30 protein-coding genes and 1 tRNA gene are annotated in these 26,951 nt (G+C 69.1%); 19 read left to right on the top strand and 12 right to left on the bottom strand.

The window, feature by feature from the left end; translation table 11 throughout:
• The first annotated feature begins 13 nt into the window (after window positions 1–13).
• The 5 genes from hppD to AB5T46_RS09395 all read left to right on the top strand — a co-directional run bounded on the left by hppD (window position 14) and on the right by AB5T46_RS09395 (window position 4,740).
• A complete protein-coding gene (hppD, locus tag AB5T46_RS09375) occupies window positions 14–1,126 on the top strand; it encodes a 4-hydroxyphenylpyruvate dioxygenase (RefSeq protein ID WP_370563643.1) in 1,113 nt (370 codons plus the stop codon).
• A 128-nt stretch (window positions 1,127–1,254) separates the two neighbouring features.
• On the top strand, window positions 1,255–2,559 hold the full coding sequence (gene hmgA / locus AB5T46_RS09380; protein WP_370563731.1) for a homogentisate 1,2-dioxygenase: 1,305 nt from the start codon (window positions 1,255–1,257) through the stop codon (window positions 2,557–2,559).
• Between the two features lie 13 nt (window positions 2,560–2,572).
• Entirely contained in the window at window positions 2,573–2,707 is a 135-nt protein-coding gene (locus AB5T46_RS09385; protein ID WP_370563644.1) for a hypothetical protein, read from the top strand.
• Window positions 2,708–2,869: 162 nt separating this feature from the next.
• Window positions 2,870–3,544, top strand: coding sequence for a hypothetical protein (locus AB5T46_RS09390; RefSeq protein WP_370563645.1), 675 nt, complete (start codon window positions 2,870–2,872; stop codon window positions 3,542–3,544).
• A gap of 245 nt (window positions 3,545–3,789) precedes the next feature.
• Entirely contained in the window at window positions 3,790–4,740 is a 951-nt protein-coding gene (locus AB5T46_RS09395; protein WP_370563646.1) for a sodium:calcium antiporter, read from the top strand.
• Between the two features lie 87 nt (window positions 4,741–4,827).
• On the opposite strand, the gene AB5T46_RS09400 is transcribed toward AB5T46_RS09395, so the two are convergent.
• The 6 genes from AB5T46_RS09400 to AB5T46_RS09425 are packed head-to-tail and all read right to left on the bottom strand — an operon-like array spanning window position 4,828 to window position 10,638.
• Window positions 4,828–5,175, bottom strand: a complete 348-nt coding sequence (locus AB5T46_RS09400) for a Na+/H+ antiporter subunit G (protein WP_370563647.1) — start codon at window positions 5,173–5,175, stop codon at window positions 4,828–4,830.
• The gene (locus AB5T46_RS09405; RefSeq protein WP_370563733.1) at window positions 5,172–5,393 is read right to left on the bottom strand and encodes a K+/H+ antiporter subunit F; all 222 of its coding nucleotides are present in this window, start codon (window positions 5,391–5,393) and stop codon (window positions 5,172–5,174) included. Before AB5T46_RS09405 ends, AB5T46_RS09400 begins: the two co-directional genes overlap by 4 nt.
• A gap of 44 nt (window positions 5,394–5,437) precedes the next feature.
• A complete protein-coding gene (locus tag AB5T46_RS09410; RefSeq protein ID WP_370563648.1) occupies window positions 5,438–5,923 on the bottom strand; it encodes a Na+/H+ antiporter subunit E in 486 nt (161 codons plus the stop codon).
• Window positions 5,920–7,449 (bottom strand): monovalent cation/H+ antiporter subunit D, encoded by a 1,530-nt coding sequence (locus AB5T46_RS09415; protein WP_370563649.1) that lies wholly within the window; start codon window positions 7,447–7,449, stop codon window positions 5,920–5,922. The genes AB5T46_RS09410 and AB5T46_RS09415 overlap by 4 nt, the downstream gene beginning before the upstream one ends.
• Window positions 7,446–7,805 carry a Na+/H+ antiporter subunit C gene (locus tag AB5T46_RS09420; protein ID WP_370563734.1) on the bottom strand — a complete coding sequence of 120 codons (360 nt, stop codon included), beginning with the start codon at window positions 7,803–7,805 and terminating at the stop codon, window positions 7,446–7,448. The genes AB5T46_RS09415 and AB5T46_RS09420 overlap by 4 nt, the downstream gene beginning before the upstream one ends.
• A 31-nt stretch (window positions 7,806–7,836) precedes the next feature.
• Entirely contained in the window at window positions 7,837–10,638 is a 2,802-nt protein-coding gene (locus AB5T46_RS09425) for a monovalent cation/H+ antiporter subunit A (protein WP_370563650.1), read from the bottom strand.
• Window positions 10,639–11,053: 415 nt separating this feature from the next.
• Here AB5T46_RS09425 and AB5T46_RS09430 point away from each other — a divergent pair, with 415 nt between their 5' ends.
• Window positions 11,054–11,926, top strand: coding sequence for an NAD-dependent epimerase/dehydratase family protein (locus AB5T46_RS09430; protein WP_370563651.1), 873 nt, complete (start codon window positions 11,054–11,056; stop codon window positions 11,924–11,926).
• Window positions 11,927–12,047: 121 nt separating this feature from the next.
• Here the strand turns inward: AB5T46_RS09430 and AB5T46_RS09435 are convergent, their stop codons facing one another.
• The 3 genes from AB5T46_RS09435 to AB5T46_RS09445 form a co-directional block, all read right to left on the bottom strand.
• Complete coding sequence (locus tag AB5T46_RS09435) at window positions 12,048–12,962, bottom strand: DMT family transporter (RefSeq protein ID WP_370563652.1); 915 nt, start codon at window positions 12,960–12,962, stop codon at window positions 12,048–12,050.
• A gap of 4 nt (window positions 12,963–12,966) precedes the next feature.
• Window positions 12,967–13,455, bottom strand: coding sequence for an Mpo1 family 2-hydroxy fatty acid dioxygenase (locus AB5T46_RS09440; RefSeq protein ID WP_370563653.1), 489 nt, complete (start codon window positions 13,453–13,455; stop codon window positions 12,967–12,969).
• 168 nt (window positions 13,456–13,623) lie between these two features.
• Entirely contained in the window at window positions 13,624–14,571 is a 948-nt protein-coding gene (locus AB5T46_RS09445) for a phosphoribosylaminoimidazolesuccinocarboxamide synthase (RefSeq protein WP_370563654.1), read from the bottom strand.
• 136 nt (window positions 14,572–14,707) lie between these two features.
• Between AB5T46_RS09445 and AB5T46_RS09450 the strand changes: the two genes are divergently transcribed.
• From AB5T46_RS09450 to AB5T46_RS09490, 9 genes are all read left to right on the top strand, one after another.
• On the top strand, window positions 14,708–15,034 hold the full coding sequence (locus AB5T46_RS09450) for a J domain-containing protein (protein ID WP_370563655.1): 327 nt from the start codon (window positions 14,708–14,710) through the stop codon (window positions 15,032–15,034).
• Window positions 15,035–15,170: 136 nt separating this feature from the next.
• A complete protein-coding gene (gene rpe, locus AB5T46_RS09455) occupies window positions 15,171–15,842 on the top strand; it encodes a ribulose-phosphate 3-epimerase (protein ID WP_370563656.1) in 672 nt (223 codons plus the stop codon).
• A 180-nt stretch (window positions 15,843–16,022) separates the two neighbouring features.
• Window positions 16,023–16,958, top strand: coding sequence for a lipid kinase YegS (yegS, locus tag AB5T46_RS09460; RefSeq protein ID WP_370563657.1), 936 nt, complete (start codon window positions 16,023–16,025; stop codon window positions 16,956–16,958).
• Window positions 16,959–17,139: 181 nt separating this feature from the next.
• Complete coding sequence (gene trpE, locus AB5T46_RS09465; protein WP_370563658.1) at window positions 17,140–18,633, top strand: anthranilate synthase component I; 1,494 nt, start codon at window positions 17,140–17,142, stop codon at window positions 18,631–18,633.
• An 89-nt stretch (window positions 18,634–18,722) separates the two neighbouring features.
• Window positions 18,723–19,025, top strand: coding sequence for a putative hemolysin (locus AB5T46_RS09470; protein ID WP_370563659.1), 303 nt, complete (start codon window positions 18,723–18,725; stop codon window positions 19,023–19,025).
• Window positions 19,026–19,191: 166 nt separating this feature from the next.
• A complete protein-coding gene (locus AB5T46_RS09475) occupies window positions 19,192–19,770 on the top strand; it encodes an anthranilate synthase component II (RefSeq protein ID WP_370563660.1) in 579 nt (192 codons plus the stop codon).
• 267 nt (window positions 19,771–20,037) lie between these two features.
• Window positions 20,038–21,096 carry an anthranilate phosphoribosyltransferase gene (gene trpD, locus AB5T46_RS09480; RefSeq protein WP_370563661.1) on the top strand — a complete coding sequence of 353 codons (1,059 nt, stop codon included), beginning with the start codon at window positions 20,038–20,040 and terminating at the stop codon, window positions 21,094–21,096.
• Window positions 21,093–21,902 (top strand): indole-3-glycerol phosphate synthase TrpC, encoded by an 810-nt coding sequence (gene trpC / locus AB5T46_RS09485; RefSeq protein ID WP_370563662.1) that lies wholly within the window; start codon window positions 21,093–21,095, stop codon window positions 21,900–21,902. The genes trpD and trpC overlap by 4 nt, the downstream gene beginning before the upstream one ends.
• 11 nt (window positions 21,903–21,913) lie before the next feature.
• A complete protein-coding gene (locus AB5T46_RS09490; RefSeq protein WP_370563663.1) occupies window positions 21,914–22,639 on the top strand; it encodes a haloacid dehalogenase-like hydrolase in 726 nt (241 codons plus the stop codon).
• Window positions 22,640–22,789: 150 nt separating this feature from the next.
• Here the strand turns inward: AB5T46_RS09490 and AB5T46_RS09495 are convergent, their stop codons facing one another.
• Together AB5T46_RS09495 and crp are read right to left on the bottom strand one after the other, a co-directional pair.
• Entirely contained in the window at window positions 22,790–23,254 is a 465-nt protein-coding gene (locus AB5T46_RS09495; RefSeq protein ID WP_370563664.1) for a GNAT family N-acetyltransferase, read from the bottom strand.
• A 2-nt stretch (window positions 23,255–23,256) separates the two neighbouring features.
• Window positions 23,257–23,889, bottom strand: a complete 633-nt coding sequence (gene crp, locus AB5T46_RS09500) for a cAMP-activated global transcriptional regulator CRP (protein ID WP_370563736.1) — start codon at window positions 23,887–23,889, stop codon at window positions 23,257–23,259.
• Window positions 23,890–24,077: 188 nt separating this feature from the next.
• Here crp and speD point away from each other — a divergent pair, with 188 nt between their 5' ends.
• Window positions 24,078–24,869: an adenosylmethionine decarboxylase gene (speD, locus tag AB5T46_RS09505; RefSeq protein ID WP_370563665.1), complete on the top strand. Its 792-nt coding sequence runs from the start codon at window positions 24,078–24,080 to the stop codon at window positions 24,867–24,869.
• 203 nt (window positions 24,870–25,072) lie between these two features.
• On the opposite strand, the gene coq7 is transcribed toward speD, so the two are convergent.
• A complete protein-coding gene (coq7, locus tag AB5T46_RS09510) occupies window positions 25,073–25,717 on the bottom strand; it encodes a 2-polyprenyl-3-methyl-6-methoxy-1,4-benzoquinone monooxygenase (protein WP_370563666.1) in 645 nt (214 codons plus the stop codon).
• Between the two features lie 271 nt (window positions 25,718–25,988).
• Here coq7 and rplM point away from each other — a divergent pair, with 271 nt between their 5' ends.
• The 3 genes from rplM to AB5T46_RS09525 all read left to right on the top strand — a co-directional run bounded on the left by rplM (window position 25,989) and on the right by AB5T46_RS09525 (window position 26,912).
• Window positions 25,989–26,417 carry a 50S ribosomal protein L13 gene (gene rplM, locus AB5T46_RS09515; RefSeq protein WP_149194727.1) on the top strand — a complete coding sequence of 143 codons (429 nt, stop codon included), beginning with the start codon at window positions 25,989–25,991 and terminating at the stop codon, window positions 26,415–26,417.
• A gap of 2 nt (window positions 26,418–26,419) precedes the next feature.
• Window positions 26,420–26,812 carry a 30S ribosomal protein S9 gene (gene rpsI, locus AB5T46_RS09520; protein WP_149194728.1) on the top strand — a complete coding sequence of 131 codons (393 nt, stop codon included), beginning with the start codon at window positions 26,420–26,422 and terminating at the stop codon, window positions 26,810–26,812.
• A gap of 25 nt (window positions 26,813–26,837) precedes the next feature.
• Window positions 26,838–26,912 (top strand) — tRNA-Gln (locus AB5T46_RS09525).
• Window positions 26,913–26,951 lie beyond the last annotated feature (39 nt).

Here is a 26,951-nt window from a genome sequence, read left to right on the forward strand (position 1 = left end):
GCAGGAGTCGATCATGAGCGCCCAACCCCACGCGCAGACCCAGGGCCCCAACCTCGGCATGCAGGTGACCACGTTCGAGAACCCGATGGGCATCGACGGCTTCGAGTTCGTCGAGTTCGCCGCCCCCGCGGGCCGGGGGGCGATGCTGCACGACTACTTCCGCAAGATGGGGTTCAGCGCCGTGCTCAGGCACCGGTCGCGCGCGATCACCGTCTATCGCCAGGGCGGGGTGAACTTCCTGGTCAACGAGGATCCGGATTCGTTCGCCGCCGATTTTGCCGCCGCCCACGGGCCCTGCGCCTGCGGCTTCGCGATCCGCTTCGCCAAGCCCGCCACCGAGGTGTTCGACAAGGTGCTGGAGAACGGCGGCAAGGCCGTGGACAACAAGGCATCCACCAGGGCCGTCGACGTGCCGGTGGTCAAGGGCATCGGCGACTGCATGCTGTACCTGGTCGACCGCTACGGCGGCAAGGGCACGGTCTACGAGGACTTCGTGCCGGTCGAAGGTGCCGACCAGGATCCGCCCGGTTTCGGGCTGACCTTCATCGACCACCTGACCCATAACCTGTACCAGGGCAACATGCAGAAGTGGTCCGACTACTACGAGCGGTTGTTCAACTTCCGCGAGATCCGCTATTTCGACATCAAGGGCGCCAAGACCGGCCTTGTGTCGAAGGCGATGACCGCGCCGGACGGCGTCGTGCGCATCCCGCTCAACGAGTCCAGCGATCCCAAGAGCCAGATCAACGAATACCTCGACGCGTACAAGGGCGAGGGCATCCAGCACATTGCCTGCTTCACCGACGACATCTACGTCACGGTGGAAAAGATGCGCGCGGCGGGTGTCGAGTTCCTGGACACGCCCGACACCTACTTCGAGGTGATCGACCAGCGCATTCCGAACCACGGCGAGGACGTGCAGCGCCTGGCGCGCAACAAGATCCTGATCGACGCCGACGCCGAGACCAAGCAGCGCCTGCTGCTGCAGATCTTCACCCGGAACGCGATCGGCCCGATCTTCTTCGAGATCATCCAGCGCAAGGGCAACGAAGGCTTCGGCGAGGGCAACTTCCAGGCCCTGTTCGAGAGCATCGAGCGCGACCAGATGAAGCGCGGCGTGCTGTAGGCGATCGATTCGGCCACGGATTTGCGCGGATGAACGCGGATATCTCTTGGCTATGGTTGATCCGCGTTCATCCGTGTGGATCCGTGGCGAAAATGCTTTGAAGGAGTGATGTGGTGAACACGCGCTACATGTCCGGCTTCGGCAACGAGTTCGCCACCGAGGCCGAACCCGGCACCCTGCCGGTCGGGCAGAACTCGCCGCAGAAGGTCGCGCACGGGCTCTACGCCGAGCAGCTGAGCGGCACCGCGTTCACCGCACCGCGCGGCGTGAACCGGCGCAGCTGGCTGTACCGGATCCGGCCGGCGCTGACGCACGGCGGCTTCGCGCCGTTCGAGCAGCCGCGCCTGCACGACGATTTCGTCCACGGCCCGGTTTCCCCCGACCAGCTGCGCTGGAGCCCGATGTCGATTCCCGCGGAGGCGCCGGTCGATTTCGTCGATGGACTGTTCACCATGGGCGGCAACGGCCATGCCGGCGCGCAGCAGGGCGTCGGCATCCATGTCTACGCCGCCAACGCCTCGATGGAGGGGCGTTTCTTCTACAGCGCCGATGGCGAGCTGCTGATCGTGCCGCAGCAGGGGCGGCTGCGCATCGCCACCGAGCTCGGCCTGCTCGAGGTCGAGCCGCAGGAGATCGCGGTGGTCCCGCGCGGCATCCGCTTCCGCGTCGAACTGCCGGACGGGCCCTCGCGCGGCTACGTGTGCGAGAACTTCGGTGCGCAGCTGCGATTGCCGGACCTGGGGCCGATCGGCGCCAACGGCCTGGCCAATCCGCGCGATTTCCTCACGCCCTGCGCGGCCTACGAGGACGTGGAAAGCGCGGCTGTTGGGAAGAATTTCGAACTGGTCGCCAAGTTCCAGGGGCACCTGTGGCGCGCCGACATCGACCACTCGCCGCTCGACGTGGTCGGCTGGCACGGCAACTACGCGCCCTACAAGTACGACCTGCGCCGCTTCAACGCGATCGGCTCGATCAGCTTCGACCATCCCGATCCGAGCATCTTCACGGTGCTCACCGCGCCCAGCGACACCCCGGGCACGGCCAACATGGACTTCGCGATCTTCCCGCCGCGCTGGCTGGTGGCGCAGCACACCTTCCGGCCGCCGTGGTTCCACCGCAACGTCGCCAGCGAGTTCATGGGCCTGGTGCACGGTGCCTACGATGCCAAGGCGGAAGGGTTCGCGCCCGGCGGCTGCTCGCTGCACAACTGCATGAGCGGGCACGGGCCGGACGCGGCGACGTTCGAGAAGGCGTCGAACGCCGACCTGTCGAAGCCGGACGTGATCGCCGACACCATGGCCTTCATGTTCGAGACCCGCGCGGTGATCCGGCCGACGCAGCAGGCAATCGATGCCGGGCACCGGCAGCGCGACTACCAGGCCTGCTGGGTGGGGCTGGAGAAGCATTTCACGCTGCCTCGCCGGGAGCGATAACAACGCGTAATCCGTGGATGAGAAGCGCCTGGCCGTCATCCCAGCGCAAGCTGGGATCCAATGTGATTTTGTCGCCGGCGTCGAGGCCAAAGCAAAATGGATGACCAGCTTCGCTGTTGTAAAGCGCTTCCAGCTTGCGCTGGAATGACGGGGTGCGGACTGTCGGTGACGATGTTGGTGGCGAGATGGCTGCGGGTTATCGCCCGGCGCTTCCGCGGTCGGGGCACCGGACGGGCCGGCCGTACCAATCTGCGCCGCGCCGCTCGCGATCGCGTACGCTTGCCGTCACCATCCGGCCAGGAGCCACGTCATGAAGATGCGGATTTCGCTCTTCGCCGCTGCACTGCTTGCATTCGCGCTGACCGCCTGCCAAGGCGAGAAGGCCCCCGACCCCGTCGGAGATGCACCTGCGGCCCCGGCCGGCGACGCCATGGACGATCCGGCGGCACCGCCGCCGCTCGACCAGCCCGAGGAGGACGTACCGCCGGCGACCGCGGCCGATGCGGTCGCGGCGATGGGGATGCCTGCCGAAGGTGCGATCACCTTCGAGGGCTTCGGCCCGGCCGCGTTCGGCGCCGACCAGGAGCAGGTGCGCATGGCCTGGGGCGCCGACCTCGGCGAGGCCACGCCCTCGGAGCCCGGCGGTTGCTATTACCTGATGCCGCAGCCGCAGCCATCCGACGGTTATCGTCTCGCCTTCATGATCGAGGGCGATCGCTTCTCGCGCATCGACGTGCGCGCCGACGACATCGCCGCACCGGGCGGAGGCCGGGCGGGCATGAACGCCGACGAGATCGAGGCGCTGTATCCTGGCCGGGTCGAGACGCGTCCGCACAAGTACATCGAGGGCGGCAAATACCTGCGCATCGCCGACGAGGCGGGCGGCGAGGGCGTGCTGCTGTTCGCCACCGACGCCGACGGCCGGGTGACCGAATGGCGCATCGGCGTGCCGCCGCAGGTGGACTACGTCGAAGGGTGCTCTTAAGGGCTAGGAACGAGAAACGAGGAGTGAGAAACGAGAGAAGAGCCTTGGTCCGTACTCGTTCATTCCTCTCGTTTCTGTTCCGCGCCTGGAATCGCGGCAGACCCGCGGCGAGGAGTCTGCGAGGTGGGCTACGCCGAGAGCCGCCCTCAAGTGCAGGAAACGGGAACGAGGCGCAGGGCGTTCGCTTTTACTCGTTTCTCACTCCTCGTTTCTCGTTCCTGGCTTTCAGCTAAAGGAGTCCGGCGATGATGATGGAGTCGATCGGCTGGTTCGTACTCGGCCTGGCGCTGCTGGCGCTCGGTGGCGATTCGATCGTCAAGGGGACCTCGGGCCTGGCGCGGCGCCTGGGCGTGTCGCCGTTCGTCGCCGGCCTGCTGCTGCTGGCCTTCGCCACGTCGCTGCCGGAGCTGGCGGTCAATGCACGTGCGTTCGCGATCGGCGAATCGCAACTGGCATTGGGCAATGCGGTCGGCAGCAACATCGTCAACTTCGGCCTGACCCTGGGACTGGCGGCGCTGGTCGCGCCGCTGGTGCTGCGGATGCGACTGCTGGCGCCGATGCTGGTGCTGCTGGCGGCGGCGACGCTGGCGACGATCGCCTTCGGGCTCGACGGCCGCATCGGCCGCCTCGAAGGCGCCGGACTGCTGCTGGGTTTCGCCGCGATGCTCGGTTTCCTGCTGGCGCGTGCGCGGCGCGAGGACGCCGGCGTGCGCGAAGAGATCGCCGGCTACGTGGCCACGCGTCCGCTGCTCGGTCTCAACCTGGTCCGGATCGCGGTGGCGGCGGCGCTGCTGTATTTCGGCGCCGGATACGTCGTGCAGGGCGGCCTCGGGCTGGGCGCGGTGTGGGGGTTGTCACCGCTGCTGGTCGGACTGCTGCCGGTGGCGATCGGCACCGCGCTGCCGGAAGCGGCGGCGGCCATCATGGCGGCGCGGCATGGGCGCGGCGACATGGTCGCCGGGCACGTGCTCGGTTCCAGCCTGTTCAACCTGCTGGTGGTGGTCGGCGGCATGGCCGCGCTGCGGCCGCAGCCGCTGCCCGCCTCCTTCGTGCGGCTGGAACTGCCGGTGGCGATCGCGTTCGTGCTCGCCCTGTACCCGATGCTGCGCGGCGACCTGCGGATCAGCCGCCTCGAGGGCGGCATCCTCGTGGCCGCGTTCGCGGCGTGGGTCGCGTTCGAATTGCTCCTGATCTGACCACACGCCCCGTGACCTCATCCCGTAGAGCGGAGCTTGCTCCGCTGCCTTAGGCTCCGGAGCCCACGCAGCGGAGCAAGCTCCGCTCTACGGGGGGGGCTGGTCGTTGCGGTCGCTCTCCGTGGTCGGCGGCCGCGGGTTCTCGTCGGCCAGCGACAGCGCCGCCTTGGCCATCAGATGGGCGCTGATCGGCGCGGTGATGAACAGGAAGCCGGTGATCAACAGCTCGCGCAGGCCGAGGCCGTCGCCGAGCGCCGCGTGGTGGCCGATCGACGCCAACAGGATGCACCCTACGCCCAGGGTGGTGGCCTTGGTCGGGCCGTGCAGGCGCTTGAAGAATTCCGAAAGCTTGACCAGGCCGATCGAGCCCACCAGCACGAAGAAGGTGCCCACGGCCAGCAGCGCCACCAGCAGGATCTCGAAGGCGGCGCTCATTCGACGATGTCCCGGCGCAACACGTACTTGCTCAGCATCACCGTGCTGACGAAGCCGAGCATGGCGATGATCAGCGCGGCCTCGAAGTAGATCGACGAATCCAGATACATGCCGAACAGGATCAGCAAGGCGATCGTGTTCACGTACAGGGTGTCCAGCGCCAGGATGCGGTCCGGCACGCTGGGCCCGCGCAGCAGTCGCCACAGGCTCATCAGCATCGCCAGGCCGACCGCATACAGCGCCACGGCGACGGCGGTCTCGATCACGGGAAGATCTCCTTCAGTGCGGCCTCGTAGCGCGTCTTGATGGTGTCGATCACATCGTCGGCGTCCTTGAGGTTGAAGCAGTGCACCAGCAGATGGCGACGATCGTCGCTCAGTTCCGCCGACACCGTGCCCGGCGTCAGCGTGATGATGCTGGCGAGCACGGTGATGCCGTGGATGTTGCCCAGTTCCAGCGGCACCTGCACGAAGCCGGGGGTGATCGCGCGCTCCGGGCCGAGGATCCGCCGCGCGACCTCGATATTGGAGCGCACGATGTCGACGAACACGGTGCCGCCCAGCCGCAGCGCCATCAGCAGGCGGCCGATGTGCGCGCGCTCGGGCTTGAGCATGTCGGCGAACAGCGGCAATGCGATCGCCAGCACCAGGCCGATGACCAGCTGCCCGGGACCGAAGTCGGAGACCAGCAGCAGCCACAGCGCCAGGACCGCGATGCTCAGCGGCAGCGACGGCAGGAAACGTCTCATGGCGACGGCGCCCTCCTTTGTGGCGCGGTGCCGCGCACCTGCTGCATGTAGTCGGCGGGCGCCAGCACCTGTTCGGCGGCGGCCTGGGTATAGCGCAGCGCCGGGCCGGAGGCCAGCATCAGCACGACACCGTAGCCCAGCAGCAGCGCCACGGCGATGCGCTGCGGCGCGCGCGGCGGCCGCGGCGCGGCGGCCGTGTCGGCGAACGTCTCCGCGCGCCAGATCAGCTGGCTGCCCGAGCGCGCCAGCGCCAATACCGCCAGCAGGCTGGTGATCAGGACGGTGCTCCACACCCAAGCCAACCGCGTCTCCGGCACCGCCGCCAGCAGCATGAACTTGCCGATGAAGCCCGGCAGGGGCGGCAGTCCGCTGATCGACACCGCGGCGACCAGGAACAGCAGGCCGAGCGCGGTCTTGTGCCCGAGCGGCGCGGCGATGTCGAGGCGGTCGCCGGCCTTGCCGCGCTGGCGGCGGATCATGTCGGCGATCAGGAACAGCGCCGCGACCGCGAAGGTGCTCTGGATCAGGTAGTACAACCCGGCCGACAACGTCCCGGGGGTGCCCAGGGAAAAGGCGATGAACAGTGTCGCCGCCGAGGCGATCACCAGCCACGCGGCCTGCGCGCGCAGCGTCGGCGAGGCCAGCGCGCCCAGCGACGCCAGCACCAGGGTGACGATGCCGGCCGGCAGCAGCCAGTCCCAGGCCCAGCCGGCCAGCGCGCCCGCCTCGCTGCCGAACACCAGGGCGTACACGCGCAGCACCGCGTACACGCCGACCTTGGTCATCACCGTGAACAGCGCGGCGACCGCCGCCGGCGCGCGCGCGTAGGTCTCCGGCAGCCACAGGTACAGCGGCAGCAGCGCCGCCTTGGCACAGAACACCACCAGCAGGATGCCGGACGCGGCCTGGATCAGCGCGACGTCGCCAGGATCGGCCTCGGCCACGCGCAATGCCATCTCCGCCATGTTGAGCGTCCCGGTCAGGCCGTAGAGCAGGCCGAGGGCGACCAGGAACAGGGTCGAGGCGGTGATGTTGAAGGCGACATAGTGCAGGCCGGCGCTCATCCGCGGGCCGCGGCCGCCGCTGAGCATCAGCCCGTAGGAGGCGATCAGCAGCACCTCGAAGAATACGAACAGGTTGAACAGGTCGCCGGTCAGGAAGGCGCCGTTGAGCCCGGCCAGCTGCAGCTGGAACAGCGCGTGGAAATGCAGCGCGCGGCGGTCCCAGCCGGCGCAGGCGTACAGCAGGCAGGGGATGGCGAGCAGGGCGGTGGTCAGCAGCATCATCGCGCCGAGCCGGTCCACCGTCAGCGCGATTCCCAGCCGCGCCGGCCAGTCGCCGAGCAGATAGACCAGCACCTCGCCCTGGCCGGCCTGCCGCGCCAGCAGGATCGCGACCGCCAGCAGCGCACCCATGGACAACCACGACACCAGCCGCTGCGCGGCGACGCTCCGGCGCGGGACCAGCAGCGCCAACGCGGCGGCCAGCAGCGGCAGCAGCACCGGAAGGACCGGCAGGTGGTTCATCGCTCCGTCTCCGGCGTTTCCGGCTCATGGCCGTCGACGTGGTCGCTGCGGTTGTCGGCGCGGCTGCGCATGGCCACCACGATCGCGACCGCGGTCATCGCGAAGGCGATCACGATCGCGGTCAGCACCAGCGCCTGCGGCAGCGGATCGGTGTAGTTGGCCAGCGTCTCGGCCACGCCTTCGCGCAACACCGGCGGCTTGCCGATCACCGGGCGCCCGGACGCGAAGATCAGCAGGTTGGTGGCGTAGGACAGCAGGGTCAGGCCGAGGATGACGTCGAAGCTGCGCGCGCGCAGCAGCAGGTAGACGCCGCACGCGGTCAGCACGCCGATGCCGCTGGCCAATGCGAGTTCGATCATGGCGCCAGGTTGTCCGGTAGGTACGTCATCAGGCTGCGTTCCCCTGCGCCGGCGGGGCATCCTTGGACTTCACCGCGCCCATCATCGACAGGATCAGCATCGCGCCGCCGAACACCACCAGGTACACGCCGGCGTCGAAGCCCAGCGCGCTGGCCAGCGGCACTTCGCCGATCAGCGGCAGGTGCGGGTCGGCATGGCCGCTGGTGAGGAACGGCGCGTCGAACAGCATCGACGCGACGCCGGTGCCCACCGCCGCCAGCAGGCCGATGCCGATGCAGCGCGCGTAGTCGAACCCCAGTCGTTGCTGCACGTACGCCGAGCCCTGGATCACGTACTGCAGCAGCAGCGGGATCGCCAATACCAGGCCGGCGATGAAGCCGCCGCCGGGCTGGTTGTGGCCGCGCAGGAACAGGTACACCGACACCGCCAGCGCCAGCGGGAACAACAGGTGGCTGAGCTGCGCCGGCATCGGCAGTGCGATCGGATCGCCGGGGATCACCTCGTCCGCCGTCAGCCGCGTGCGCCGCAGCAGCGCGTGCACCACCAGGCCGGCGATGCCGAACACGGTGATCTCGCCCAGCGTATCGAAGCCGCGGAAATCGACCAGGATCACGTTGACCACGTTGCTGCCCCAGGCCTCCGGCAGCGAACGCGCCAGCAGCTCGCCGGCGATGGTCTGCGTGGGGCGGGTGATCACCGCGTACACCAGCGCCGTGACGCCGAGCCCGGCCGCCGCGGCGATCGCGGTGTCGCGCCAGCGCCGCAGCGTCGAGCGCCCGCGCGGCGATGCCTTGGGCAGGTAGTTCAGCGCCAGCAGCATCAGCGCGATGGTCGCCACCTCCACCAGCAGCTGCGTCAACGCCAGGTCCGGCGCCGACAGGAACACGAACACCAGGCTCACCGCCAGGCCGACCGTGCCGATCATGATCAGTGCCAGCAGGCGCTGCCGGTGCAACGCCACGGTCGCGATCGCCGCCACCACCATCACCAGCCACAGCAGCCACCCGAGCGCCGGCATCGGCTGGCCGCCGCCGCCCTGCAGCGGCGTTGCGCCGGGGGTTCCGGACAGGAGCCCGGCCGCGAACGGCGCCGCCGCCAGCACCAGTGTCGCCAGCACCATCAACAGCAGGTAACGCTGCAGGCTGCCGTTGGCGATGGCGGAGGTGAAGCGCCAGGCCAGCATCAGCAGCGCCTTGACGTTGATCCGGAACAGCCGGTGTCCAAGCGAGCGCCGGATGATCGCGTGGAGGTTGAACAGCCGGCGCAAGCCGAAGTACAGCGCCACGCCGAACACCATGCTGCCGATGCTCATCAGCAGCGGCAGGTTGAACCCGTGCCAGACCGACAGGCTGTACGCGGGCAGCGCGTCGCCGAGCACGCCGCGCGCCGCGGTCGCCAGCACCGGCGCGACCGTCCATGCCGGCACGATGCCCACCGCCAGGCAGATCACCACCAGGATATCCACCGGGATCTTCATCCAGCGCGGCGGCTCGTGGATCTCGCGGTCGACCGCGCGCGGCCCGTCGCCGAAGAAGGTGTCGTGCACGAAGCGCAGGCTGTAGGCGACGCCGAACACGCCGGCCAGGAACGCCACGAGCGACAGCCCCAGGCGCATCGCGTCGTGGCCGCTGATCTCGAGCGCCTCGGCGAAGAACATTTCCTTCGACAGGAAGCCGTTGAGCAGCGGGATGCCGGCCATCGCCAGCGAGGCGATGATCGCCAGCGCGCTGGTGAACGGCATCAGCCTGCGCAGACCGCCGAGGCGTCGCATGTCGCGGGTGCCGGCCTCGTGGTCGATGATGCCGGCGGCCATGAACAGCGACGCCTTGAACACCGCGTGGTTGAGGATGTGGAACACGCCGGCGACCACCGCCATCGGCGTCGACAGCCCGAACAGCAGCGTGATCAGGCCCAGGTGCGAGATGGTGGAGTAGGCCAGCAGGCCCTTGAGGTCGTGCTGGAAGATCGCGTTCCAGGCACCGACCAGCAAGGTTGCCGCGCCGACGCCGCTGACGGTGTAGAAGAACAGGTCGGTGCCGGCCAGCGCCGGATGCAGCCGCGCCAGCAGGAACACGCCGGCCTTGACCATGGTCGCTGAATGCAGGTACGCCGAGACCGGCGTCGGCGCCGCCATCGCGTGCGGCAGCCAGAAGTGCAGCGGGAACTGCGCGCTCTTGCTGAAGATGCCGAGCAGCACCAGGCCGAGCATCGGCGCGTACAGCGGATGGGCGCGGATCGCATCGCCCGAGGCCAGTACCACGTCGAGCTGGAAGCTGCCGGTGATCTGCCCCAGCAGCAGCACGCCGCCGAGCAGCGCCAGCCCGCCGCCGCCGGTGATCGCCAACGCCATGCGCGCGCCCTCGCGGGCGTCCTTGCGCTGGGTCCAGTAGCCGATCAGCAGGAACGAGCTGATCGAGGTCAGCTCCCAGAACACCACCAGCAGCAGCAGGTTGCCGGCCAGCACCATGCCCAGCATCGCGCCCATGAACAGCAACAGGTAGGCGAAGAAGCGCGGCGCACAGTCGGCGCTGCTGAGGTAGTAGCGCGCGTACATGACGATCAGCACGCCTATCCCGAGTATCAGCCCGGCGAACATCCATGCGAGCCCGTCCAGGCGCAGGTCGAACAGCAGGCCCGCCTGCGGGATCCAGTCGTAGCTGACCTGCGGGATCTCGCCCGCCATCACCGCCGGAGTCAGCCACGCCAGGATCGCCAGCCCGAGCAGCGGCGCCGATGCGGCCAGCCATGCGGTCGCCGCGCGCGGCACATCGCGCAGGACCGCGACCACCAGTGCCAGCACGAAGGGCAGGGCCAGCAAGAGTTCGAGCATCGGTCTCCTTTCTGGGCGTCGGCTGCGCCGTGGGGACGCGCAGAGGAAGGCGATTCTAGCAGGCGGCTTCGCGCCGCCGGTTCGGCCCTCGCCGGAAAGCGGGAATGGGGAATGGGGAGTCGGAAGAGCATGACTGCTCTTGCCCGTCATCCCAGCGCAAGCTGGGATCTCTTTTGATCTTGCGGTTGCCTTGAGCAGCAGCGCCGCCGCAAATGGATCCCAGCTTGCGCTGGGATGACGAGTCAGAGCGCTAGGCTCTTCCGATTCCCGATTCCCGATTCCCGATTCCCGATTCCCGATTCCCGATTCCCGATTCCCGATTCCCGGCCCGCCGCATCGCCTATGCTTGCGTCATGTCAGTCCGGCCCGCCATGTCCCGGCATGCTTTGCGCCCGTGCCCGGCGCGTTCCGCGTCATGAGCTCGGTGCGGCACGCCCTGGTGTTCGGCGGCAGCGGCCAGATCGGCGCGGCATTGGTCGGGCGGCTGCGCGCATCGGGCTGGGAGGTCGTCGCGCTTTCGCGCAAGCCGCCCGCCGACGGCGCCGGCCTGCGTTGGCTGTGCGGCGAGTTCGCGGCGCTGCCGGCGCTGCCGGGCGCCTGCGACGCAGTCTTCAGCTGCGGCCCGCTGGACCTGTTCTCGCTTTGGCATGCGCAGGCGCGCATCGACTGCCCGCGCGTGATCGCGTTCGGTTCGACCAGCATGGAAACCAAGCACGCCGCCGCCGATCCCGACGAGCGCGCGCTGGCGCAGCGTCTGCGCGAGGCGGAGGCGCGGATCTTCGAGGTCGCCGCCGCGCGCGGCACGCGGGCCACGCTGCTGCGGCCGACGCTGATCTACGGCGCCGGCCGCGACTGCAACCTGTCCCGCATCGTCGCACTCGCCGCGCGCACCGGATTCTTCCTGCTGCCGCGCGGCGCCCGCGGGCTGCGCCAGCCGGTGCACGTCGACGATCTGGCGGCCGCCGCGCTGGCCGCGTTCGATCAGCCCGCCAGCGTGGGCCGCGGCTATGCCCTGCCGGGCGGTGAAACCCTGCCGTACCGTGACATGGTCGCGCGCACCCTGGCGGCACTGACGCCGCCGCCGCGGCTGCTGGAATTGCCGTCGCCGCTGTTCCGGCTTGCGCTGTCGGCCGCGCACGCCGGCGGACGCCTGCGCGGGCTGCCTCCCGGCGCGGTCGCGCGCATGCGCGAGGACCTGGTGTTCGATGCCGCCCCGGCACGGCGCGACCTGGGCTACGCGCCGCGCCCGTTCGCGCCGCGTGCCGAGATGTTCGTCGCCGGCCCGTAGAGCGGAGCTTGCTCCGCTGCTCCGGGCTCCGGAGCCTGCGTAGCCGAGCAAGCTCGGCTCTACGGATCTCGGCTCCGGAGCCAGTGTAGCGGTGCAAGCTCCGCTCTACGGTGCGTTCGGTTCAGGCCGCCGGACTGGCGTCGTTCACCGGCGTGCGTGCCTTGCGCAACGTGCGCAGCGCGATCACCAGCACCCCGCCCAGCACCATTGCGCCGCCGATCCACATCGCGGGGCCGGGCCGGTCGCCCCAGAACACGATCCCCAGCGCCACCGCGATCACCGGCGTGATCAGCAGGTAAGGCGTGACCTGCGCCACGGGATGCCGCTGCACCAGCAGGTAGAACACGCCATGGCCGAGCAGCGATGCGAACACCGCTGAATACAGCGCGCCGCCCCAGCCGATCCAGCTGGCCGCGCGCAGTTGGGCGAAGCTGCCGGGTTCGAACACTGCGCTGATCGCCAGCAGCGGCAGCAGGCCGATGATCGCGGTCCAGCCCTGCTGGCTGATCATGTCGATGCCGCGCAACTTGCGCATGAGCACCGTCCCGAGCGCCAGCAGCAGCGACGACACCAGCATCACCGCGAGCGCCGCCGGTACCGCCAGCACCATCGGATCGAATCCCAGCACCAGCACGCCGCCGAAACTCAGCGCGATCGCGAAGCCGGTGCGCCAGGCGAAGCGTTCGCCGAGCAGCCACCACGCCAGCAGCGCCGCCATCGGCACGTAGCTCTGCATCACGATCGCCGGGGACGACAGGTTGCCGGCCATGTGCAGCGCCAGGAAGCTTGTGCCGAAATGCAGCACGCCGTTGACCAGCGCCACCGCCGCCAACAGCGGCCACTGCGCGCGCGGCGGCGGCTTGACGAACCACACCAGCAATGCGGCCAGGAACGCCATGCGCACGCCGGTGAACAGGAACGGCGGAATCTCCCGCAGCGCGTAGGCGGAGGTCAGGAGATTGACCGCCCAGAACAGGCAGATCAGCAGGACCAGTGTGAAGTCGCGCCCGCCGAGTCCACGCGCGCCGGCGTTCACGCCCTCACCAGCGCCAGCCCAGCCTGCGATAGAGCTTGGACAGCACCCACGCCGGGCCGATCAGCAGGTACACCAGGTCGGTGAGGAAACTCGGCTTCTTTCCTTCGATCTTGTGGCCGATGAACTGCGCGATCCAGGCGACCACGAACACCGCGATCGCCAGTACCAGCAGTCCGCGCGTGCCGAGCACCTGGTACAGCCACCACGTCAGCGCGCCCAACAGCAGGTAGACGACCAGCATGCCGAGCCCGAGCGAGCGCGAGGAGCGGTAATAGAACAGCCACGAGGCGAACATCGCCACGCCGGCCCAGATGCCGGGGCGGAAGAACGCGCCGGTGGACGGGATGCACCACAGCAGCGCGATCACGCTCCACAGGATCGCCGGCACCGCGAACACGTGGATGATCTGGTTGGTGTCGTTCCGGTGATCGCCCGAGTAGCTGGCGAACCAGCGGTCGATCGGGCGTCCGGTGTGCTCTGCGGTCGCGGTCATGGTGGCCTCCAGGTTGGTTGCCGGCAGCGGCAATCCCGCTCGCAGAGCATATCGCGACCGCCGGTGCGCCGGCGTCGAGACGCAGCGCTGCGGTGCACCTCTCCGCAGCCGCCGCCGGCTGTTCATCCGTAGGAGCGCGCCATGCGCGCGATGCCGCGCCTGGTTGGTTCAGTCGATCTCGATGTCCGCCAACCGCCGCAGCGCCTCGGCGTAGCGGGCGCGGGTGCGCTCGATCACTTCCGGCGGCAGGTGCGGGCCCGGCGCGGTCTTGTCCCAGTCCTGCGTTTCCAGCCAGTCGCGCACGATCTGCTTGTCGTAGCTCGGCGGGCTGCTGCCGACCTGGTATTCGTCCGCCGGCCAGTAGCGCGAGGAGTCCGGCGTGAGCATCTCGTCCATCACGTACAGGCGGCCGTCGGCGTCGGTGCCGAACTCGAACTTGGTGTCGGCCAGCAGGATGCCGCGCTCGGCGGCGTAGGCGGCGGCGAACCGGTACAGGCGCAGGGTGGCGTCGCGGATCTGCTCGGCCAGGTCGGCGCCGATCCGGCGCACGGCGGTGTCGAAGTCGATGTTCTCGTCGTGCTCGCCGACCGCCGCCTTGGTCGATGGAGTGAAGACCGGCTCGGCCAGTTGCTCGGCCTGGCGCAGGCCGTCGGGCAGGCGGATGCCGCTGACGCAGCCGGTGCGCTGGTAGTCCTTCCAGCCGCTGCCGATCAGGTAGCCGCGGGCGATCGCCTCCACCGGCACCGGGCGCAGCTTCTTCGCCACCATCGACCGCTGCGCGTACGGCGCCGGATCGACGCCGGCCGGCAGCACCGAGGCGACGTCGATGCCGGTCAGGTGGTTGGGCATCAGATGCGCGGTCTTGCCGAACCAGAAATTGCTGATCCGGCACAGCATCTCGCCCTTGCCCGGGATCGGATCGGGCAGCACCACGTCGAAGGCCGAAATGCGATCGGTGGCGACGATGAGCAGATGGCCGCCGGTGGACTCGGAACCGGCGTGGCCGCGCGCGCCCGGCGGCAGCGGCTCGTCTCCGAGATCGAACACGTCGCGCACCTTGCCGCGGTGGCGCAGGGCCAGGCCAGGCAGGTCGGCATCGAGCAGGGTCGTGGCCAAGGCAGTACCCAGACGGAATCGGGCTGGGCAGTGTAGTGCGGTTGCCGCCGAGGTGCATGTCCGGCCGGGTCCGCGGGCGCCCGTCCGCCGCCGCCGCGTCTCGCCGCCGCAGGCGGGTGCCACTACACTAGCGGCGATGAGACGCTGGTACGGAAAACTGCTCGGCTTCATCGCCGGCTGGCTGCTGATGCGCCACCCGGCGGGCGGACTGATCGGCCTGCTGATCGGCCATGCCTTCGATGCCGACTGGCTGTTCCCGCGGCGCGCGGCGCCCTATCGCGTGCTCGGCGTCAGCGACGACGCCAGCCAGGCCGAGATCGACCAGGCCTATCGGCGGCTGATGGCGCAGCACCACCCGGACCGGTTGTCCGGCGCCGCGCCCGAGTTGCGCGCGCAGGCGGAAAAGAAGGCCCAGGAGATCAACGGCGCCTACGACCGGATCAAGGCGCTGCGCCGAAGATGAGAAACGGGTAACGAGAAACGAGGAACGAGGAACGAGAAACGAGGAACTAGAGCTGAGAACTGCCCCGACTCGTTTCTCGTTCCTTATCTTTCGTTCCTCAGCCCTACCCCCCATCGCTCCAGAGCCGAGCTCCCTCATGCAACCAGCCGTCATCGCCCCGTCGATCCTCTCCGCCGATTTCGCCCGTCTTGGCGAGGAAGTCGACGCCGTGCTCGCCGCCGGCGCCGATTGGGTGCACTTCGACGTGATGGACAACCACTACGTGCCCAACCTCACCATCGGCCCGCTGGTCTGCGAGGCGCTGCGCAAGCACGGGGTCACCGCCCCGATCGACGTCCACCTGATGATCGAGCCGGTGGACCGCATCGTGCCGGACTTCGCCCGGGCCGGTGCCAGCCTGATCAGCTTCCACCCCGAGGCCAGCCGCCACGTGCACCGCACCATCCAGCTGATCAAGGGCGAAGGCTGCCGGGCCGGGCTGGTGCTGAACCCTGCCACGCCGGTGGACGTGCTCGACTACGTGCTCGAGGACCTGGACCTGGTGCTGGTGATGTCGGTCAACCCGGGCTTCGGCGGGCAGGCGTTCATTCCGTCGGCGCTGGACAAGCTGCGCACCGTGCGCGAGCGCATCGACGCCAGCGGCCGCGCCGTCCGCCTGGAGATCGACGGCGGGGTGAAGCCGGACAACATCGGCGCGATCGCCGCCGCCGGCGCCGACACCTTCGTCGCCGGCTCGGCGATCTTCGGCCATTCGGACTACGCCGACGTCATCGCGCGCATGCGCCGGGCGATCGTCGCGGGCGGCTGAAAAAAAAACAGCGCCGGTGGGAAGCCCCCCGGCGCTGCCGCTGGAGGCAATCCCGCCTCCGTCCGTCGTCCCTGCGATGGACTCCCATGCTCCACGTCGATGATGACGTCCGCATGACATTCACGGCGCGCGTCGCCCGGACGCTGCTAGCCTGCGGCTCCCCCAAGCCGAGTCCGACCCATGCCGTCCCGGCACTGGCGCCTGATCCTCAACGGCAAGTCCGCCGAAGACGAACCGCTGCGCGAAGCCGTCCATGCGATGCGCGATCGCGGCATCGCCCTGGAGGTGCGCGTGACCTGGGAGCCCGGCGACGCCGGGCGCTATCTCGCCGAGGCGATCGCCGATGGCGTGGACACGGTGATCGCAGGCGGCGGCGACGGCACCCTGAGCGATGTCGCCGGCGCGCTCGCGCGGCGCGACGAAGCCGCCGAGGCGCTGCCGGCGCTGGCGCTGGTACCGCTCGGCACCGCCAACGATTTCGCCGCATCGGCCGGGATCCCGGCCGAACCGTTGGCCGCGTTCGAGCTGGTGCGGGCGCAGCCGCCGCGGCCGTTCGATCTGCTCGGGCTGGAGGCCGACGGTGCGGTGCACTGGTGCGCCAACCTGGCCAGCGGCGGTTTCGGCACGCGCATCACCGTCGAGACCGACGAGGGGCTGAAGAAGATGCTCGGCGGCCTGGCCTATCTGGTCACCGGCATTGCCAAGGTCGGCCGGATCGAGCCGTTGCAGGCGCGCATCGCCGGGCCGGACTTCTCCTGGCAGGGCGGCTTCATCGCGCTCGGCATCGGCAACGGCCGCCAGGCGGGCGGGGGCCAGGTGCTGTGCCCGGATGCGCTGGTCGACGACGGCCTGCTCGACCTGACCGTGGTGCCGGAACTGGAGGGCGGGGTGGCTGCCACCCTCGGCACCGTGGTCAGCGCGGGTCGCGAGGCGGCGCTCGAACAGGTGGCGGTGCGCGCGCGGCTGCCCTGGGTGGAGATCGACGCGCCGGAGCCGCTCGTCCTCAACCTCGACGGCGAGCCGATCCAGGCGCGCCGCTTCCGCATCGACTGCGTGCACGCGCGCCTGCGGATGCACCTGCCGCCGGACTGTGCGCTGCTGTCCGCAACGCGCTGATCGCCTCGCCGCCGTTTCCGCGCCAGTCCAAAGCGCATCGCCCGGCGGCGGAACTTCGCGCGACCGGCTAAAGTAGCGGCCATGGACATCCCCCCGTTCCGACGTTCTCCCAAGGCCAGGGCCTGGCGATGGTGGCGAAGCGCCGCCGCCCCCGCCCCTTCGCCTTCCGAGGACACGCCGCGTGATCACGCAATCGCAGTTCCAGCAGTACGCCGCTGACGGCCATACCCGCATCCCGGTGGTGCGCGAGGTGCTGTCGGACCTCGACACGCCGCTGTCGGTCTATCTCAAGCTCGCCGACGGCCCGCATACCTACCTGTTCGAATCGGTCGAGGGCGGCGAACGCTTCGGCCGCTATTCCATCATCGGCCTGCCTGCCGCGCGCGTATACGCGTTCCGCGGCCGCACGCTGGAGGTCTGCGAACACGGCGAGGTGGTGGAGACGCGCGCGATCGACGATCCGTTCGCCGAGGTCGAGCGCCTGCGCACCGAGCATTCGGTGCCGGTGCTGGACGGCCTGCCGGGCTTCGCCGGCGGCCTGGTCGGCTGGTTCGGCTTTGAGTGCATCGGCTACATCGAGGACCGCCTGGCCGACGGCGACAAGCCGGACGAGCTCGGCACGCCCGACATCCTGCTGATGCAGTCGGAAGAGGTGGCGGTCTTCGACAACCTCAAGGGACGGCTGTACCTGATCGTGCATGCCGACCCGCGCCGGCCGCAGGCCTGGGCACGCGCCAATCGCCGCCTCGACGCCCTCGCGCACCGGTTGCGTCATGCCGGTGCCGGGTATCCCGAGACGCTGCAGCCGGCGGCGCTGGAGGAGGCGGACTTCGTCTCCGGCTTCACCCGCGAGGGTTTCATCGCCGCGGTCGAGAAGTCGAAGGAGTACATCCGCGCCGGCGACATCTTCCAGGTGGTGCTGTCGCAGCGGCTGTCGGTGCCGTTCACCGCGCGCCCGGTCGACGTCTACCGGGCCCTGCGCGCGCTCAACCCGTCGCCGTACATGTACTTCCTCGACGTCGGCGGTACCCAGGTGGTCGGCTCCTCGCCGGAGATCCTGGTGCGGCTGGAGCATCCCGGCGCGGGGCAGGGCGGCCTGGTCACCGTGCGCCCGATCGCCGGCACGCGCCCGCGGGGCAGGGACGCGGAGGAGGATGCCGCGCTCGAGGCCGAGCTGCTGGCCGACCCCAAGGAGCGCGCCGAACACCTGATGCTGATCGATCTCGGTCGCAACGACGTCGGCCACGTCGCCCGGGCCGGCACGGTGCAGGTCGGAGAGCGCTTCGGCATCGAGCGCTACAGCCACGTCATGCACATCGTCAGCGAAGTGACCGGGCGGCTGAAGGACGGCCTGAGCTATGCCGACGTGCTGCGCGCGACCTTCCCGGCCGGCACCGTCAGCGGCGCGCCCAAGATCCGCGCGCTGGAGATCATCCGCGAGCTGGAGCCGGTCAAGCGCAACGTGTACTCGGGCGCGGTCGGCTACCTCGGCTGGAACGGCGACGCCGACACCGCCATCGCCATCCGCACCGCCGTCATCCAGGATGGCCGCCTGCACGTGCAGGCCGGCGCCGGTATCGTCCACGACTCCGACCCGCAGAAGGAATGGGAGGAGACGATGAGCAAGGGGCGCGCGTTGTTCCGCGCCGTGGCCGAGGCGGCGAAGGGATTGTGACGGTGCGGCCGGAAGGAACTTCCTCGGGATTCCACGCGGCCGTCATTCCCGATCCACCGACGATGTACGAACGATCATGGAGAGCTGTCATGCGCCTGTTGCACAACGCCTTTCTCGCGGTGACGTTGGTCGCCCTGACCGCATCGGCATGTTCCGCACGACCAGGTGCGGACGCGGGTGAAGCCCGCATGCCCGAAGACCGGGATCGCACGCCCATGACGGGCATGCCGAATCCCGCATCCGTCCACTGCGAAGCACTGGGCGGCAGCCTGGAAATCCGTACCGATGCGGACGGCGGGCAATATGGCATGTGCCGTCTGCCCAATGGCCGGACCTGCGAGGAGTGGGCGCTGTACCGGGACGGTGAGTGCACCGCCGGCCCAGAGCGATAGAGGGCGTCGCTTTTTGACAAGGCGGCTGGGAGGCCAGGCGGCCGCGAACCGCTGCCGGAATGCGCCGGGACCGACGCGGGCGCATCGGCCGTGGCGGCGCGTGGCCGTCACCGGCTGCTAAGCTGTCGCACCTTTTTTCCTCCCCACGCGTCCTGCGCTCGCCACCATGCTGTTGATGATCGACAACTACGACAGCTTCACCTGGAACCTCGTGCAGTACCTGCAGGCGCTCGGGGCCGAGGTGCGGGTGGAGCGCAACGATGCGTTGAGCGTCGAAGAGATCGAGCGGTTGCGTCCCGAGCGTATCGTGATCTCGCCGGGGCCGTGCACGCCGAACGAGGCCGGGGTGTCGCTGCAGCTGGTCGAGCGCCTGGGGTCGACCACGCCGATCCTCGGCGTCTGCCTCGGCCACCAGGCCATCGGCCAAGCCTACGGCGGGCGCGTGATCCGCGCCAAGCGGATCATGCACGGCAAGACCTCGCCCGTGCGGCACCGGGGGCAGGGCGTGTTCGCGGCGCTGCCCGACGGCTACGAAGCCACCCGCTACCACTCGCTGGTGGTCGAGCGCGACGGCCTGCCGGACTGCCTGGAGGTCACCGCCTGGACCGAGCTGGAGGGCGGCGACTTCGAGGAGATCATGGGCCTGCGCCATCGCGAGCATCCGGTGGAAGGCGTGCAGTTCCATCCGGAGTCGATCCTGACCGAGCACGGGCATGCGCTGCTGAAGAATTTTCTCGCGCGGTAGCCTGCACCGCCGTCCCAGCGGAAGCCGGGATCCATTTTTGCTTTGCTTGGCTTTGGCTAAGAAGGCAACAACAAGATCAAAATGGATCCCAGCTTGCGCTGGGACGACGGGCAAAGCGGCTATGCTCTTCCCGATTCCCGATTCCCGATTCCCGATTCCCGATTCCCGATTCCCGATTCCCGATTCCCGATTCCCGATTCCCGATTCCCGATTCCCGATTCCCGATTCCCGATTCCCGATTCCCGATTCCCGATTCCGGCACTCCCCATGTCCATCATCACTCCGCAAGAAGCCCTGCAGCGCACCATCGAGCACCGCGAGATCTTCCATGACGAGATGGTCTGGCTGATGCGGCAGATCATGCGCGGCGAGGTGTCGCCGCTGATGACCGCGGCGATCCTGTCGGGGCTGCGGGTGAAGAAGGAGACGGTCGGCGAGATCGCCGGCGCGGCCACGGTGATGCGCGAGTTCGCGCGGCCGGTGCAGGTGGCCGACCGCCGCCACCTGGTCGACATCGTCGGCACCGGCGGCGACGGCGCGCACAGTTTCAACATCTCCACCGCCAGCATGTTCGTGGCCGCGGCCGCCGGCGCCAAGGTCGCCAAGCACGGCAACCGCAGCGTGTCGTCCAAGTCCGGCAGCGCCGACGTGCTGGAGGCGCTGGGCGCCAGCATCGAACTGCAGCCGGAGCAGGTGGCGCGCTGCATCGACGCCACCGGCATCGGCTTCATGTTCGCGCCGGTGCACCATCCGGCGATGAAGGCGGTGGCACCGGTGCGGCGCGAGATGGGCGTGCGCACGCTGTTCAACATCCTCGGACCGCTGACCAACCCGGCCAACGCGCCGGCGATCCTGATGGGCGTGTTCCACCCCGACCTGGTCGGCATCCAGGTGCGCGTGCTGCAGGAACTGGGCGCCGAGCGCGCGCTGGTGGTATGGGGCCGCGACGGCATGGACGAGATCTCGCTCGGCGCGGCGACCCTGGTGGGCGAGCTGCGCGACGGCCAGGTGCGCGAGTACGAAGTGCATCCCGAGGACTTCGGCATCGCCATGGCCGCCAGCCGCAACCTGCGCGTGAACGATGCGGCCGGCTCGAAGGCGATGCTGCTGGCCGCCCTGGACGGGCAGGACGGCCTGCCGCGCGAGATCGTAGCGTTCAACGCCGGGGCCGCGCTGTACGTGTCCGGCATCGCGGACTCGATCGCCGCCGGCATCGAGCGCGCGCGGGAAGCGATGGCGTCCGGCGCGGCGCGGGCGAAACTGGAGGCCTTCGTCGCCGCCACCCGCGGTCTCGCCGGGCAGGATGGAGATGGAGCGACGCGATGAGCGACGTGCTCCACCGGATCCTGCGCCGCAAGCGCGAGGAGGTCGACGAGCGCATGGCGGCGCGGCCGCTGGCCGAACTGGCCGCGCGTGCCGCCGATGCGCCGCCCCCGCGCGGCTTCGCCCGCGCCATCGAGGCCAGGATCGCCGCTGGCGACCCGGCGGTGATCGCCGAGGTCAAGAAGGCCAGCCCGTCGCAGGGCGTGATCCGCGCGGATTTCCGCCCCGGCGAGATCGCGCGCAGCTACGAGGAAGGCGGCGCGACGTGCCTGTCGGTGCTGACCGATGCCGATTTCTTCCAGGGCGCCGACGAATACCTGGTGAACGCGCGCCAGCACTGCGCGCTGCCGGTGCTGCGCAAGGATTTCACGATCGATCCGTACCAGGCGTACGAGGCGCGCGTGCTCGGCGCCGACTGCATCCTGCTGATCGTCGCCGCGCTCGAGGACGCGCGCCTGGCCGACCTCGCCGGGCTGGCGCTGGAGCTGGGCCTGGACGTGCTGGTCGAGGCGCACGACCGCGACGAACTGGAGCGCGCGCTCCGGATCGGGCCGGCCGCGGGCCGGGCACCGCTGCTGGGCGTCAACAACCGCAGCCTGCGCACCTTCGAAGTGTCGCTCGACACCACCCTGGCGCTGCGCACGGCGGTGCCGGACGATCGCCGGCTGGTGGCCGAGAGCGGTATCCACACCGCCGCCGACGTGGCCAGGCTGCGCGGCGCCGGCGTCGAGGCGTTCCTGGTCGGCGAGGCCTTCATGCGCGCGCCGGACCCGGGCGCCGCGCTGCGGCAGCTGTTCTTTCCGGCATGAGTGCGCCCGGCATGAGCGGGAATTTCCCCGAAACGCGGGCGGATGCGCCGACGATCGTGTTCGATTTCGACCACACCCTCTACGACGGCGATTCCGGCAGCCACCTGTTCGCCTGGCTGATCCGGCGCAGCGCCTGGCGCACGGCGCTGGCGCTGCTGGCGGCGCCGGTGCTCGGGCCGATGATCGCGTTCCTGCCCACGCGCCGCCACGGCATCTCCGGTTTCGTCTGGATCGGTACCGTCGGCCTGCACCGGCCACGCACGCTGAACGCGCTGATCGACCGCTATGTCGCGCACGACCGCGACGGCATCCGCGCCCGCCTGCTGCCGCACGCGCTGGCGGTGCTGCACCGGCACCGCAGCGCCGGCGACCGCGTGGTCATCGCCACCGGGGCGCCGCCGGAACTGGCGCGGGCGATCCTGGCCTTCGTCGCCCACGAGGAGGTGCCGGTGATCGGCAGCGCGGTCGGCCCGCGCTTCGGTGCGGTGACCGCCACCCGCCACTGCCATGCCGAAGAGAAGATGCGCATGCTGGCCAAGGCCGGCTACGCCTCGGTCGACATCGCCTATTCCGACAGCCGTGCCGACCTGCCGCTGCTGAAGGCCGCGCGCGCGCCGGTGGTGGTCAACCCCAAGCGCGGCGCCGTCGACATGTTCCGGCGCGTGCTGCCGCCGGGCACGCCGATCCTCAACTGGGGCTGCGCCGACCGCGGTGGGGATCCGGTCACCAAGGCCTGAGAGCCGATTGGCCGCGGATTTGCGCGGACACGCGCGGATTCAAAGGCATACGGCAAAGCCGGGAACTCGCCTCCCGGCCGCGCGGCCTGCTTTCCCGATCCGCGTGTGTCCGCGCAAATCCGCGGCAAAAAGGCTTCTCCTGAGGCCGGCTCAGGCATCGCCCAGGCGCTTGATGAAGCGCAGCGTGCCATCGCTGTAGCCGCAGGCCCTGTAGAAGGCGTGCGCGTCGGTGCGCTGCGAGCCGCTGGTGATTTCCAGGCGGGCGGCGCCGGCGAAGCGGGCCCGGCGTTCGGCCTCGCGCAGCAGCTGGCGGCCGAGGCCGCGGCCCTGTGAGTCGTTGCGCACCACGAGTGCGGTGATGCGGCAGGTGAGCGTATCCAGCGGCAGGTAGTACATGAAATCCAGCGCCAGCAGCCCGCAGACCACGCCGTCGAAGCGGGCCACTACCAGCGCCTGGCGGTCGTTGTCGACGATGCTGCGGATGCGCCCGGCCGCGTCCTGCGGATCGCACGGGTAGCCCATCTCGGTCAGCAGCGCAGCGACGTCGTCGGCGTCGACCAGGGAGGCGCTGCGCAGGTCGGCCTGCGGCAGTGCCTCCAGGTCGAACCGGGGCATGGTCAGCGGGTTCCGTAGAGGACGATGGTCTTGCCGCGGGCGTGCAGCTTGCCGTCGATCTGCAGTTTCTTCAGGACGCGCCCGGCCATCTCGCGCGAGCAGCCGACCAGCCGCGCCAGCTCCTGGCGCGAGATCCGCAGCTGGGTGCCCTGCGGGTGGCTCATCGCCTCCGGCTCGTGGGTCAGGTCGTGCAGCGTGCGGGTGATGCGGTCGGTGACGTCGAGGAACGCCAGGCGCCCGGCCTTGCGGCTGGTGTGGATCAGGCGGCGCGAGAGCTGCGCGCCGATCGCGTACAGGACCTGCGTGGCGTCGTTGACCAGCGTGCCTTCGAACAGCTGCTGCAGCCGCTCGTAGCTGATCTCGGCCAGCTCGCACTGCACGCGGGTACGCAGGATCACCTCGCGCTTGTCGGATTCGATGAACAGCCCCATCTCGCCGACGAACTCGCCGCTGCCGAAGTAACCCAGCACCAGTTCGCGGCCGTCGTCCTCCTCGGCGATGATGCTGACCGAGCCGCTGACCACGTAATAGAGCGTGCCGGCAGGATCGCCTGGACGGAAGACATCGGTGCGCGGCGGGTAGCGCCGCCGATGGCAGTGGGCGAGGAAGCGCTCGATGGTCGCCGGTGACGGCATGAGCGGATGCGAAGCGTGCTGGTAGGGATTGATCAGGGCCACGGCGGTCGGGTTCATTACCTGAACAGATCGGGGGAAGATGCGAGAGTAGGCGGTTGCGGACGATCGGGCAAACCCTTTGTCGCGAAGCCAACACCGTTTGCCCCATAATTCACGTTTTCGCCTGTACCCACCGGGGGACGACCATCGTGGTCAAACCGCTGCCTCGCCTGAAGCTGCAGGGCTTCAACAATCTCACCAAGGCCCTGTCCTTCAACATCTACGATGTCTGCTATGCCGCGTCCGAGGACGAGCGGCAGCGCTACATCGCGTACATCGACGAGGCCTACAACGCCGACCGCCTGACCCAGATCCTCACCGACGTGGCGGAGATCATCGGCGCCAACATCCTCAACATCGCGCGCCAGGACTACGATCCGCAGGGCGCGTCGGTCACGATCCTGATTTCCGAGGAGCCGGTGATCGACCGGAAGGATGCCAAGGGCGTGATCTCCGACGCGGTGGTCGCGCACATGGACAAGTCGCACATCACCGTGCACACCTATCCGGAGACGCACCCCGACAACGGCATCGCGACCTTCCGCGCGGACATCGACGTGGCCACCTGCGGGGTGATCTCGCCGCTGAAGGCGCTGAACTACCTGATTGAGAGCCTGGAGTCCGACATCGTGGTGATGGACTACCGGGTGCGCGGCTTCACCCGCGACATCAAGGGCAAGAAGCACTACATCGATCACAAGATCAATTCGATCCAGGACTACCTGGCCAAGAACATCAAGTCGCGCTACGAGATGCTCGACGTCAACGTCTACCAGGAGAACATCTTCCATACCAAGATGCACCTGAAGGACTTCGACCTCGACCAGTACCTGTTCGAGGAAAAGGCGCGCAACCTGTCGTTCAAGGAACGGATGAAGATCGAGGCGCGGCTCAAGCGCGAGATCGAGGAGCTGTACCACGGCAGGAACCTCGTCGATTGACGAGGTTCCGGGAATGGGGAATCGGGAATAGGGAATCGGCAAAGCAGATGTTGCCCTGCAAGCAAACGGCCCGGTAATGCGGACGTTCGCGATCGAGGCTGCCGGGAGTTGGATGCCCGGTACTGGCTCTTGCTCCTGCCGTTCCGATTCCCCATTCCCGATTCCCCATTCCCGCCGGATCTAGGGCGGGCCTACGGCCCGCCCTAGATCCGGTAAGCCACCGTCTTCATCACTTTCGATGCCAGCGCCATGACCGACGGGATCGGCTGCGGCAGCACGCGCGCGCCGGCCATCTCGGCGTTGTCGGCGTGGCGCGCCTCGTCCTCCTTCATCTTGCGCAGGATCTCGCGGCTGCGCAGGTCGGCTTCGGGCAGGGTCTGCAGGTGGTCCTCCAGGTGCGCCTCGACCTGGCGTTCGGTCTCGACCACGAAGCCGAGATTCCAGCCGTCGCCGCGCAATCCGGCCGCGACGCCGATCGCGTAGCTGCCGGCGTACCAGAGCGGGTTGAACAGGCTGGGGCGGTCGTCGAGCTCGCGCAGGCGGTCGGCGCACCAGGCCAGGTGGTCGGTCTCCTCCTGCGCGGCCTCCATGAGGTGGGCGCGGGTGGCCGGGTCGCGTGCCACCGCCGCCTGGCCGACGTACAGCGCCTGGGCGCAGATCTCGCCGACATGGTTGATCCGCATCAGGCCGGCGGCGTGGCGGCGCTCGTCGGGCCGGAGCTCGACCTCGGCGGTATCGCCGGCGGGATTGGGGCGCGTGGCCGGCGGGTTGCCGAACACGGTCTCCAGTGCGTGCTGGGCCTGGAAGAGGAAACGGTCGAGCGGGGACTGCGAGCGGGCGGTGTCCATGGGGGCCTCCGGGTGGGGTGGGGCTGCGGCTGGGCGGTCCTGGCGGGAGGCAGCGCCGCCATTTTCCCGCCATCTGCCGCCCGCCGCCAGCCGGGCGGCGCCCGGTCGGTTTCTGGTCGGTTTCCGGCCGGGGCCGACTTGCGGGCGGCGGGCGGCGCCTGTATCATTTCGCCTCTTTCGTTCCGCCAATTCACATCGCGCGGCAAAATTCCGCCAGCAGGCCTGCCGGAATCAGCCCGACGAATCACCGACCGAGTACCAGAATCCAGTCATGAAGACTTTCACCGCCAAGTCCGAGACCGTCCAGCGCGACTGGTACGTGGTCGATGCCGCCGGCAAGACGCTCGGCCGTCTGAGCAGCGAGATCGCCCGCCGTCTGCGCGGCAAGCACAAGCCCGTCTACACCCCGCACGTCGACACCGGCGACTACATCATCGTGGTCAACGCGGAGAAGGTGGCGGTCACCGGCAACAAGCTGGCCGACAAGAAATACCACCGCTTCACCGGCTACATCGGCAATCTCAAGACCGAATCCCTGGGCCAGGCGCTGGAGCGCCACCCGGAGCGCGTCATCGAGATCGCGGTCAAGGGCATGCTGCCGAAGAACACCCTCGGCCGGGCCATGTATCGCAAGCTCAAGGTCTACAAGGGCGCCGAGCATCCGCACACGGCCCAGCAGCCGCAAATCCTGGACATTTGAACATGGCAATTCAGCAGAATTACGGCACTGGCCGCCGCAAATCCTCCGTCGCCCGCGTGTTCCTGCGCAAGGGCAGCGGCAACATTACCGTCAACCAGCGCCCGCTGGACGAGTTCTTCGGCCGCGAGACCGCGCGCATGATCGTGCGCCAGCCGCTGGAACTGACCCAGAACACCGACAAGTTCGACATCACCGTCACCACCCTCGGCGGCGGCACCACCGGCCAGGCCGGTGCGATCCGCCTGGGCATCGCCCGCGCGCTGGTGGAGTACGACGAGTCGCTGAAGATCGAGCTGCGCAAGGCCGGGTTCATGACCCGCGACGCGCGCGAGGTCGAGCGCAAGAAGGTCGGCCTGCACAAGGCACGCCGCGCCACGCAGTTCTCGAAGCGTTAATCCATCGGCGTTACAATCGTTTCATAGCCCCGTCGCCAAGTGGTAAGGCACCTGACTCTGACTCAGGCATTCGGTGGTTCGAATCCATCCGGGGCTGCCAACCACGGAGTCGCCCGTCGCCGATGCGGCGGTGCGAACG

This window comes from Luteimonas salinilitoris (assembly GCF_041300785.1).
Taxonomy (GTDB): Bacteria; Pseudomonadota; Gammaproteobacteria; order Xanthomonadales; family Xanthomonadaceae; genus Luteimonas; species Luteimonas salinilitoris.